This window comes from Brevibacillus sp. FSL K6-6036 (assembly GCF_037964015.1).
GTDB lineage: Bacteria > Bacillota > Bacilli > Brevibacillales > Brevibacillaceae > Brevibacillus > Brevibacillus borstelensis.
In genome coordinates, this window is the sequence record NZ_CP150173.1 from 1,918,974 (window position 1) to 1,930,000 (window position 11,027).

At 50.4% G+C, this 11,027-nt stretch carries 10 protein-coding genes (1 of these 10 only partly in view); 9 read left to right on the plus strand and 1 reads right to left on the minus strand.

Annotated features, from left to right (window positions below):
- Window positions 1-22: 22 nt before the first annotated feature.
- From rpoD to NST37_RS09615, 9 genes are all read left to right on the plus strand, one after another.
- On the plus strand, window positions 23-1,147 hold the full coding sequence (gene rpoD / locus NST37_RS09575) for an RNA polymerase sigma factor RpoD (RefSeq protein WP_003390594.1): 1,125 nt from the start codon (window positions 23-25) through the stop codon (window positions 1,145-1,147).
- Window positions 1,148-1,240: 93 nt separating this feature from the next.
- Window positions 1,241-2,173, plus strand: coding sequence for a hypothetical protein (locus NST37_RS09580; protein ID WP_003390592.1), 933 nt, complete (start codon window positions 1,241-1,243; stop codon window positions 2,171-2,173).
- An 85-nt stretch (window positions 2,174-2,258) separates the two neighbouring features.
- Window positions 2,259-2,423: a hypothetical protein gene (locus tag NST37_RS09585; RefSeq protein WP_155808002.1), complete on the plus strand. Its 165-nt coding sequence runs from the start codon at window positions 2,259-2,261 to the stop codon at window positions 2,421-2,423.
- Window positions 2,424-2,587: 164 nt separating this feature from the next.
- Complete coding sequence (locus NST37_RS09590; protein WP_003390588.1) at window positions 2,588-3,727, plus strand: acyl-CoA dehydrogenase; 1,140 nt, start codon at window positions 2,588-2,590, stop codon at window positions 3,725-3,727.
- A gap of 113 nt (window positions 3,728-3,840) precedes the next feature.
- Window positions 3,841-4,575: a tRNA (adenine(22)-N(1))-methyltransferase TrmK gene (locus NST37_RS09595; protein WP_003390586.1), complete on the plus strand. Its 735-nt coding sequence runs from the start codon at window positions 3,841-3,843 to the stop codon at window positions 4,573-4,575.
- Window positions 4,551-5,666, plus strand: coding sequence for a Nif3-like dinuclear metal center hexameric protein (locus tag NST37_RS09600; protein ID WP_339186613.1), 1,116 nt, complete (start codon window positions 4,551-4,553; stop codon window positions 5,664-5,666). The genes NST37_RS09595 and NST37_RS09600 overlap by 25 nt, the downstream gene beginning before the upstream one ends.
- Window positions 5,667-5,793: 127 nt before the next feature.
- Window positions 5,794-7,794, plus strand: a complete 2,001-nt coding sequence (locus NST37_RS09605; protein WP_003390581.1) for an S-layer homology domain-containing protein — start codon at window positions 5,794-5,796, stop codon at window positions 7,792-7,794.
- On the plus strand, window positions 7,791-9,296 hold the full coding sequence (locus NST37_RS09610) for a S41 family peptidase (protein ID WP_339186614.1): 1,506 nt from the start codon (window positions 7,791-7,793) through the stop codon (window positions 9,294-9,296). Before NST37_RS09605 ends, NST37_RS09610 begins: the two co-directional genes overlap by 4 nt.
- Window positions 9,297-9,419: 123 nt before the next feature.
- Window positions 9,420-10,898, plus strand: coding sequence for an alkaline phosphatase family protein (locus NST37_RS09615; protein ID WP_339186616.1), 1,479 nt, complete (start codon window positions 9,420-9,422; stop codon window positions 10,896-10,898).
- Here the strand turns inward: NST37_RS09615 and NST37_RS09620 are convergent.
- Window positions 10,858-11,027: the end of an endonuclease/exonuclease/phosphatase family protein gene (locus NST37_RS09620; RefSeq protein WP_003390574.1), read on the minus strand. The gene runs 511 nt beyond the window's last position; only the last 170 of its 681 coding nucleotides appear in the window; its start codon lies off the right edge, out of view; its stop codon occupies window positions 10,858-10,860. The two genes, NST37_RS09615 and NST37_RS09620, sit on opposite strands and share 41 nt — an antisense overlap.

An 11,027-nucleotide genomic window follows, 5' to 3' on the forward strand; every position in this document is an offset into this window, starting at 1 on the left:
CCCGGGGAAGGAGGGATAGTAGATGAACAAACAAAACATCACTTCAGACATGGAAGCAGCGTCCATTGAACAAGTGAAGGAACAACTGGTCGAATTAGGCAAGAAACGCGGTGCGCTGTCGTATAAAGAAATCATTGATCGCATTTCGGGATTTGAGCAGGATTCCGACCAGATGGATGAGTTCTTTGAATATCTGGGCGATCAAGGAATCGAGGTCAACAATGACAGCGAGGACGACGAAGAAGTGGACGATATGATCATGAAGGATGAGGAAAACGAGGAGTTCGAATTCGACGATCTCTCCGTGCCGCCCGGTATCAAGATCAACGACCCTGTGCGAATGTATTTGAAGGAAATTGGCCGTGTTCCTCTACTCTCCGCTGAAGAGGAGATTAAGCTGGCAAATCGCATTGAACAGGGTGATGAAGAAGCAAAACGTCGTCTGGCTGAGGCCAACCTGCGTCTGGTGGTATCCATTGCCAAGCGTTATGTTGGAAGAGGCATGCTGTTCCTCGACTTGATCCAGGAAGGCAACATGGGCTTGATCAAAGCCGTGGAAAAGTTTGATTATCGAAAAGGCTTCAAGTTCAGTACGTATGCGACCTGGTGGATTCGTCAAGCGATTACCCGCGCTATTGCCGATCAGGCAAGAACCATTCGCATTCCGGTGCACATGGTAGAAACGATCAACAAACTGATTCGCGTTTCCCGCCAGTTGCTGCAGGAGCTGGGACGTGAGCCAATGCCGGAAGAAATCGCGGAAAAAATGGATTTGACGCCTGAAAAGGTACGTGAAATCATGAAAATTGCTCAGGAGCCGGTATCGTTGGAAACACCGATTGGTGAGGAAGACGATTCCCATTTGGGTGATTTTATCGAAGATCAGGACGCGCTGGAGCCTTCCGATGCAGCTGCCTATGAGCTGTTGAAAGAGCAGCTTGAGGATGTATTGGATACGCTGACGGATCGGGAAGAAAACGTACTGCGCCTGCGCTTTGGTCTTGATGACGGGCGTACGCGGACACTGGAAGAAGTAGGGAAAGTGTTCGGCGTTACGCGTGAGCGCATCAGACAAATTGAGGCAAAGGCACTTCGCAAACTTCGTCATCCGAGTCGCAGCAAACGCTTAAAAGATTTTCTGGAATAACCGATATAGGAAATATGTGGCCTACGTTAGCCTGCGTAGGCTTTTCTTTTTCCGATCTCAGGCCAACCCGTCAAGACAAAGGAGGGTCTCGCGTTGGACGACCAGCGCAAGCGTGTCATCATTTCCGAAATCGAAAACTGGCGGCGCAATCATTTGCTGCCCGAACATTACTGCATTTTCTTGTTAAATTTGTATACGGAAGGAGACAGGCCGCAATCGTCAGAGATGGCAAGAAAGGGCAGCGGCGGAAGTATTGCCTCTGGCTATGGGCAAGTTGCAGCGACGTCACAGGGAGCTGTAGCAAGAGGGACGAAAGCAACGGCCCCGTATGTATCAGGAAGTGCTGCTCCCATATCAGGTAAAATGATTCTGTCCTGGCTGATTGGCGCTTTTTTGATCGCTGGGATCATCTTACTTGCTTTTCATTTTAACCGTTTTACCCCCCTAATGCAAATTGCCATCTTTGCCTGTTTCTCGTTAATTTGCTATATACTGGCATTCGCTTTTAGGAAATCATCGCCACTTGTCACGCATTTGCTATTGGGACTATCCTTTGTAGTACTGCTTTTAGGCGGTTTTTATATGATTCACGAGTTGGGCGGCCCGCTATCGGTCATGCTGATCTATTTGTCAATTATTTCCATACTGCTGTGCATCAGCGCATTTTTGTTCGGGTTTCCCTATCTTCTGTACTGCGGGGTTTTGGCCCTGGCTCTCGTATATGGAGTAGCGACGGTGGACCGGGTAGGGGACGGGTATACATGGTGGAGATCAGAGCTGTATTGGGTACCGATCGCCGGTCTGATGGTCGGATTAGGCTTCCTCGTACACCAGAACTACCCAAAATGGGCAGGCGTTTTTGCGATTTGCGGCATGATTGCTTTCTTTGGAGCAGAGGTGCAATCTCTTTATATTCCGACAGCCCGGCAGGATCTGATCCAATTGCTGTTGTTTATCAAGGTATTTCTCAGCTCCGCTTTCTTCTTTTTTACCCGCGGGTACTGGTATCAATGGCTTCGTTTATAGAGGGCTCCTGCAGGGGCCTTTTCCCTTTTCTGCGCATTCTTGCTACAATAGACGTGGAGTGGAGTAAATCATCGGGGTGAGAGTTTTGAATAAAAAAATGTGGGTGCTGACAGGGATTCTTCTGGCGGCGGTTTTCTTCGGATTTGAAGCATTCGCGATGGTCGTAAGCATGAAGACATACAACATAGGTTACATACTGGGAGGAGCTTCATTCTTTGGAGCGATATTGATGGGAGCACGCAATGAATAGGCGTGCTTTCTTATTTAAGAAGTTGTCGTATTTTTTTGAAAAGGCGTACACAGAGCAAAGGAATATGGTGTATAATGGAATTGCAAACTGAACAAACGCTCAGTCGGAATTATCCATCTATGTCCAAGCAAATGAAAAAACGCTTTCAAGGGGGCGGATCAATGATGAATTTTGATTTGAATACCGAACAGCTGATGCTGAGAGACATGGTTCGGTCATTTGCCGAGGAAGTGGTTGCGCCGGGGGCAGATGAACGCGATCGGACGAAGGCTTTCCCAACTGATATTTTCGAGAAAATGGCGGACTTGAGCCTGATGGGCCTTCCTTTCCCCGAAGAATACGGCGGTGCAGGGGCTGACAGCATCAGTTTTGCGATTGTCGTGGAAGAGCTGAGCCGGGTTTGCGCTTCGACCGGTATCACCTACTCCGCTCATATTTCCTTGGGTGGTGCGCCGCTCGCCATGTTCGGGAGCGAGCAGCAAAAGCAGGAGTACCTGACAAAAATATGCAGCGGTGAAAGCCTGGGCGCATTTGGTTTGACGGAGCCGAATGCGGGATCGGATGCTGGCGGGACGAAAACCACGGCCGTTCTGGATGGAAACGAGTGGATCATAAACGGCGCCAAATGCTTTATTACGAATGCTTCCTATGCCAAGTTTCTCGCATTGACTGCTGTAACGGATAAAGCAAAGGGAACACGGGGGATCACGGCGTTTATCGTTCCCACTGACGCACCGGGCTTCACCGTATTGAACAATTACGAGAAGCTGGGCTTGAACAGCTCCAACACGACCGAGCTCATTTTGGAAAATGTGCGGATACCGAAAGACCATGTGCTCGGACGTGAAGGGGAAGGCTTCAAGCAATTCCTGATTACATTGGATGGCGGACGCATCGGTATAGGTGCGATGGCGGTCGGAATTGCGCAGGCAGCCTATGAAAAAGCGCTTCAATACGCAAATCAGCGCACTGCATTTGGCCAATCGATTTCCCGTTTTCAGGCGATTCAGCACAAGCTGGCAGACATGGCCATGCAGATTGAGCTGGCTCGGAACATGGTTTACAAAGCAGCCTGGCTGAAGGATAACCAGCGCAAGTTCACCAAAGAGGCGGCCATGGCCAAGCTGTATGCTTCGGAAGTCGCCATGTCCGCGACCCATCAGTCCATCCAGATTCACGGCGGATACGGCTATATGAAGGAGTATCAGGTCGAGCGCTTTTTCCGCGACGCCCGTTTGCTTGAGATCGGGGAAGGAACGTCTGAAATTCTCCGCAATGTCATTGCACGTGAAATCGGCTGTTAACACGCAAAAATTTTGCCTCGTCTTGACAAAAGACGGGGCTTTTCGCGTTTTTTTGCATTGGGAAAATAGGAACAAATAGGGTAGAATAAAGGCATTGGAAGGAGAAAGAGCTTATGACAACATGGATGATATCCAGGCGATTGCAAACGATTGCCCGTTTTTGCCCGAAGGGAGCCCGCGTTGCCGACATCGGATCGGACCACGCGTTATTGGCTTCTTATTTGATTAGGGAAGAAATTGCTTCGTTTGTCGTGGCAGGCGAGCTGAATGAAGGTCCCTACCAGGCAGCGCTGAAACAAATACATACGATACAAGCCGAGGACAAGGCATCAGTCCGCAAAGGCGACGGCCTGTCTGTCCTGAAACCGGGTGAAGTGGATGTCGTCTGCATCGCCGGAATGGGCGGACAGCTGATCGTTTCCATTCTATCTGCGGGTGCAGACAAGCTTGAGGGCGTCAGCCGACTGATTCTCCAGCCGAATGTCGGGGAGGAGCATGTGCGCCGCTGGTTTGTGGAAAACAATTGGCAGCTCTCTGCGGAAACAATCATGGAGGAAGACGGGATCATTTATGAAATTCTGGTAGCAGACAAGGGAGACGGAATGATCCCATATCGAAACAAGGACCGTTCACCTGAGGAATTGCTGCGCATCGGTCCCTTTCTTTGGGAAGAAAAGTCGCCCGTCCTGGCAAAAAAGTGGATGAGCGAACGTGAGAAGTGGACGAAGGTGCTGGAGCAGCTCAGTCGCTCGGACAAACAAGAGGCGGCCGTACGTGCGGCGCAGATTAAAGAAGAACTCGAATGGATCAATGAGGTGATAGCATGTTTGCCCACGGACAAACCGTAATTCAATATGTGGAAAAGCTCGCACCCAAAGCGATGGCTCTGGAGGGTGACAAGATTGGACTGCATGTAGGGACCTTGCAAAAGCAGGTAAAAAAGGTAATGGTGGCGCTGGATGTTTTGGAATCTGTCGTAGATGAGGCCATCGCAGAGGGTGTAGACCTGATCGTCGCCCACCACGCAGTCATCTACCGGCCGCTGAAGCATCTGAGGACGGATATGGCTGCCGGAAAATTGTATGAAAAACTGCTCAAGCACGATATCGCCGTTTATACCGCCCATACGAATCTGGATGTAGCCGCAGGAGGCATGAATGACTGGCTGGCAGAAGCCATCGGACTCGAAAATGTGGAGATGCTTGACGTGAACTATCGCGAGACGCTGAAAAAGCTGGTCGTCTACGTTCCACAGTCCCATCGGGATGCGGTATTCCAGGCCATTACCGAGGCTGGTGCAGGCTGGGTCGGCAATTACAGCCACTGCACCTTCCAGGCAGAAGGCACGGGAACGTTCCTGCCGAGAGAGGGCACCGATCCGCATATCGGCAAACAGGGCGAACTGGAGAAAGTGGAAGAGGTTCGGATCGAAACGGTCGTGTCGTCCTCAAGGCAAACCAGCGTGATCAAAGCGATGCTGGCTGCCCATCCGTATGAAGAGGTCGCCTATGATCTGATTCCTTTGGACAACACCGGCCAGGCCCTGGGAATCGGACGCATCGGAAAGCTGCCCGAAACGGTTACGCTGCAGGAGCTGGCGCTGCAAATCAAAGAGCGCTTTTCGTTGCAGGGGCTTCGCGTCATTGGCGATTTGCATGCGCCTGTCAGAAAAGTAGTCGTTGTAGGAGGAGACGGCAGCTCGTATGTCTCCAAGGCTGTTTTTCGCGGTGCGGACGTCTTTGTGACAGGGGACATCGGATATCATACGGCCCATGATGCGCTGGCAGAGGGCTTGTTCATTATCGACGCCGGCCACAACATTGAAAAAATCATGAAAGAGAAGCTGGCAGCCTTTTTGCGTGATCGGCTTCAGGAAAATGGATACGGGACAGAGGTTATTGCTTCTCGTGTACATACAGATCCGTATCAGTTTTTATAAAAATTCGATGTGGAGATAAATACCGATCCCATCAGGGGGCCCGACTTGCTCCCTGGCTAGATGGCGCAGCGGCGGTCTCGTTGCTCATACAAGCCTATGCAAGCCAAACTGGTGTAGGGGGATTTTCGTGCAAAAAAAGAGTAAAGTATTAACCTGCGCACTGCTTGTCTGCAGCTTGCTCGTACCCTCGGCTGCAAGTGCTGCAAGCTCGTACATGCCGTATTCAGATATCAGCAAGCACTGGGCGAAATCGTCGATTATCAGAGGGGCGCAGTACGGCCTTTTTGCTTCCGGTGGTTCGATCGAGCGGTTTTATCCCAACCGCGAGCTGACGCGGGCAGAGTTTGTCGCCTTGATGGACAGGGTTTTCGTTGTCGGACAGCAGCATTTGTACCCGCTCACTTTTCTGTCGGAGCATGATGAGTTTGGAAAGGGAGAGGGTTTTGACGAGCCGTATCTTCCATATAAGGACGTCGACCGGCTGACATGGATGTACGGCCCGACATTGCGAATGTCGGTTCTGTTGGAGCGCTTGTATGGTCCTGGTGCGATCCAGGAGATTTTCCCGGGCCAGCTTTTTTCGCCTAATCAGCCAATCACCCGTGAAGAAGCGGCCAAACTGCTCGCCATTTATACAATGGAGACGGACCAACAGAAGGCGTGGAACATGGTCAATGAGTGGGGATGGCTCACAGGCAGACCGTCAGACAAATTAAAACGTGGAGAGGCAGCGGTTGTTTTTGACCGTCTGGTGCAGTTCTTGCAGAGAGATGTAATGCTGCCGCTGCTCGATTATGACGGCCAGAAGTTTCCGATGGTTCCGGAGGTTCAGGATATGTTCCCGCTGTTTGCCCCTTACACGGATCAGGTGACGGGGGACGATCAAATATACGTCAACGCTGCGGAAGCGATCCGGTTTCATGAAGATTCCGAGGAGACCTTCCGCGCTTTGCGCAAGCTGGCGGAAGGGACCTTTGACAATAAAGTGGGTGTGCACTATTACCTTAGCTGGGACCCTGACACCGAGATTGCAGATAATCTGGAGCATGCCTTCAAGGCGATCGACGCCTACTTCGATGATCGGATCGTTTTGCCTGACACCCTTCAGCTGTTAGTCGCCAATGTATATGACATGGCTTTGCAGACAGGTTCGACAGACCCGAAAATGTACGAGAAGATTCTCGAACGCCTCAACGGCTACGAGCAGAAAATCAGGAAAAATACGAAAGAGTCGGAAGCGCTGGCTATCTACCAAGCGGCGTTGGAAGTGAAGGTTGGCCATATGGACAAAGCCCTGGAGATATATCGTGCGTTCGCTCCTCATCACCAGGAAGCTTTGAAAAACCTGGTCTACTATCTCGTTCAAAACGAGCAGTTGTCAGAAGCGGAGGCGTTTCTTGCAGGACTGCAACCCAAAAAGACAGAAGTGGAAATCATCCAGCTTACTCGTCTCCTCCAGCAGGAATTGGCTATCGACTTGGAGCAAGCATCCATTGTGCGGGATCTGAGCTTTACGATGGGCCGCATGGAGAATTTGAAGGGATACAAGGCGGAAGGCGAAGCTGTTCTGAGGGGCTTTCTGGTGAAATATACGGAAGAGGTAGACCGTCTGAGCAAAGCTAGACATGCGACGGGAATTTATCAATCACCGCAAAAGCTGGTGCTCGACAAATGGGAAAGTTATACGGATACAGAAAAGAACATCAAGTATGAACGCAATTTTGATTCCGAAAGCTGGGAGCCTTCCAGGGTTGACCAGCAGGAATTCATGTCAGATTATGTGGCCGGTATGAGTGTCAAGGACCGGGCTCGTATCCTCGGGGCCAGATATTACAAGCAATCATTTGGAGAATACGACATCATCACCGAATGGATACCAGGCGACAAAATCGTGGAGGCTGCCCAAAACGTATCGCTCAATCACGGGAAGATCAAGAGCGTACCGGTCTACATGAACAAGTACTACATTGATAGTGACTCCGATCTGTTGGTGAAGCACGTTTGGCGTTATGAAGAAGTGTATGATACGCAAGAATACGTCGCCTACGCGGGAGAGGAAACGTACAAGACCCAGGTCGATGTACGGGTTTCCATTCCGCGAGAGGTCGTGAAAGGGGCAGCGCGATGAAGCGGATCTTCTCGTGGGTAATAGCAGCTTTACTCGTATTTGGAGTTTCTTCAGTCCATGCTGCCGATGGACCGTTTGCGGAAACAGCAGAGGTCTACCATCAAGTGCTGGACAATCATTTGAGCAGGCCTAGCGAAAAGCAGCTTGTCCAAGGCGCTCTTGAGGGAATTAAGAAGCTGGCGGAAAAAGAGAGCAACTTGTCTTTGCAGTATTCTGCTGAGGACGACACGCTAGCAGAATTGGAGCGGCGCCTGTCGGAGTGGAAGGATAAGGCGAAGCTCGATGCTTCCACGTTAAACCGTTTGGCAATCGAGGGGATGCTGTCAACCCTGGACGACCCTCACACGATGTTTTTTACAAAAGATGATCTGGAGCTTTTTCAAGCAGGTGTTGAAAATCAGCTAGTCGGCTTTGGCTTCCGTATGCGTTTTCAGAATGGGTTGATGCTGATCAGAGAGATCATTCCGAATTCGCCTGCCGCAGCCTCCGGGTTGAAAAAAGGAGATCAGCTATTGGCAGTAGACGGAGCTTCGCTGAAAGGCAAAAACGCCGAAGAAGCATATCTGATGCTCAGAGGGGAAGAAGGCACAGAAGCGGTTTTGACAGTGTTTCGGCCAGGAGAAAATCGGGAGCTTCAGGTGAAGCTCAAGCGCGCGGCGATTACTGTTCCTGAAGTGGAAGGGGGTCTCTTCCAAGACGGGAGGATTGGCTATATCGGTCTGGAGACATTCGGTTCGGAAGCAGCCGTCCAATTCCGTGACAAACTCGACCAGCTTACGAAGCAATCGCCTTCATTAAAAGGCTTGCTGGTAGATTTGCGCGACAATGGCGGCGGATACTTGTCGAGCGCTCGGGATATTGCCAGCTTGTTTATGGAAGAAGGACTCTTGATGTATACGACCAATCGCAATGGCGTAGAAGTGCAGACGTGGGTGCGAAATGGCCGGGATGTCAACTATCCTGTCCGCATTCTCGTCAATGAAGGGACTGCTTCCGCTTCAGAGCTGCTCGCCGGGGCTCTGCGGGATAACGGCATCGCCAAGCTGGTCGGCACCAAGACGTTCGGAAAGGGCAGCGCTCAGCAGATTATTCCCCTTTCAGAGGGAGATGCGCTGAAAATCACTTTGCATGAGTATTTTACGCCGAAGCATACAAAGGTGAATCACGTCGGGCTGGAACCGGATGTCAAAGAGGAAGACTATGCGGCACAAGTCGTAAGAGCTCTCCACTCGATCGGCGTAAACAGCTTTCAGCTGGAAGCAGAGGATGGAGACACTGTTGTGAATGGGATTGCTTTTGCTGCTGTTGACCCTCTGTTTAAGAAAGATGAACAGGGAAAATGGCTTATCCGTGCAAAAGTTCTCTCCAGTGTAATCGGCGATGAGTCGCTAGGTGCAAACGATTACGTAGACATCACGCCATATCTGCAAAAGTATCCGACTTTGCGGTTGGCGACTGACAAGGATGCTCCTGTATTAACGTATCAAGTGTCGGGAAGGTAAACAGATTCCAAGTCTCCTGCTCTCTGCCAGAGAGGGGAGGCTTTTTTCTTTTGACGCATAGCGGAATGGGAACGGCAAACAATAACAAGTACGACTACAACTTTGGAAAAGGAAGGCATACGGATGAAGAAAGTACTCCTCTTTTTAATCGACTCCATGATGCCTGACGTGTTGGAGCAATGCATCGCCGCGGAAAAAGCGCCGGGACTGAAGTTCTTCATGGAACGAGGACAGTACATCCCGGATTGCGTAACCGTGTTTCCGACAATGACTGCCTCGATTGACTGCTCATTGATAACAGGAGTATATCCGGATCAGCACAAGATCCCCGGTCTGGTCTGGTACGACCCCGACAGCAAAAAAATGATCAACTACATTAACGGCACAGTACCGGTTAGTAAAATAGGGTTGGAACAATGCGCAACGAATGTTCTATACGACCTGAATGACAGGCATTTAAGCCGAAAGGTAAAAACCATCCATGAGGAATTGGAAGAAGCGGGCTTTGTCTCAGGTTCCATCAATGTAATTGCGCATCGCGGTCACAAACGGCATAAGCTTTATTTGCCTCCCGCCCTTGATGCTGCAACCGGTTTTTCTTTGCGGGAAAAAGTGAGCGGTCCTACTATCATGAGCCTCGGTACCCTGGTAAGACCCAGCTTGTTTCGGCCGATCATGTGGAATTGGTCCCAATCTGCTGCGAGGGGGTATGGAATAAATGATACGCATGCAATCGATGTTTTGATCGAAGTTGTATTGAGCGGCAAGCAGCCCGATTTTACTTTGGTCTATCTGCCTGAAAATGATCACAAGCTTCATCGTGCCCCGCATGAGGCTGTTCAGCATTTGAGTGAAGTGGATGCGGAACTGGTGCGATTCCTTGATTCCTACCCGTCCTGGGAGCAAGTTCTGGAGGAAAACGTCTGTATTTTCATCAGTGACCACGGACAGACATTGATCGGAGAAAGCACTGACCATAACGTCGATTTGATGAGTCTGTTGTCCACCTTTTCCATTCATCGGCTGGGAGCAAATGTGTCCGCAAACGACGAAATCGTCCTTTGCAATAATGAACGAATGACGTATTTGTACCCGCTGCGGGAAAACGACTTGATGAAGATTGTCGAGGCTGTCTCTTCGGATGTGCGGATTGATCTGATTTCCTGGAAAGAAGGGGACAGGGTAAAAGTCCGACGGGGAGGGACAGACAAAAGCTTGTCCTTCTGGAAGGGCGGAATGTACCAGGATATCTATGGACAGAGCTGGTCTTTTGAGGGAGACCTGCAAGTGCTGGATGTCAAACTTGACGGGGATCGGCTCCTTTTTGACGAATACCCGGATGCCTTTTCGCGTTTGTATGGCTCGCTTTTTTCGCAAAGCATCCCTGTTATTGTCTTGACAGCAGCACAGGGGTATGAATTTGTTTCAGAAGCTGCACCCACGCATCTTGGAGGAGGAAGCCACGGTTCCCTGCACAAGCGTGACTCTCTGGTGCCGCTTTTAATTGCCGGAGCGTCTCGCTACTTTTTGTCCCCGGCCCGTTTGGTCGATGTAAAAGATTTTATTCTTCAGGAGCTTGGAGTGGCAATTCCAAAGCAGTAAGAATGGGCAGGTGGTCGGACCATTTTACCGGGATCGTCTCATATTGATGGATTTTCCAGTGAGGCGACGCGAAGATATAGTCTATACGCCTTTGGAAGGTAATAATTGTTGAAAGCTGCCCCCCTCCGC

Coding starts and splice junctions, on each gene's coding strand:
- NST37_RS09600 (WP_339186613.1), top strand. CDS start 4,551: ATGTTTGCCCACGGACAAACCGTAATTCAATATGTGGAAAAGCTCGCA.
- rpoD (WP_003390594.1), top strand. CDS start 23: ATGAACAAACAAAACATCACTTCAGACATGGAAGCAGCGTCCATTGAA.
- NST37_RS09595 (WP_003390586.1), top strand. CDS start 3,841: ATGACAACATGGATGATATCCAGGCGATTGCAAACGATTGCCCGTTTT.
- NST37_RS09590 (WP_003390588.1), top strand. CDS start 2,588: ATGAATTTTGATTTGAATACCGAACAGCTGATGCTGAGAGACATGGTT.
- NST37_RS09615 (WP_339186616.1), top strand. CDS start 9,420: ATGAAGAAAGTACTCCTCTTTTTAATCGACTCCATGATGCCTGACGTG.
- NST37_RS09610 (WP_339186614.1), top strand. CDS start 7,791: ATGAAGCGGATCTTCTCGTGGGTAATAGCAGCTTTACTCGTATTTGGA.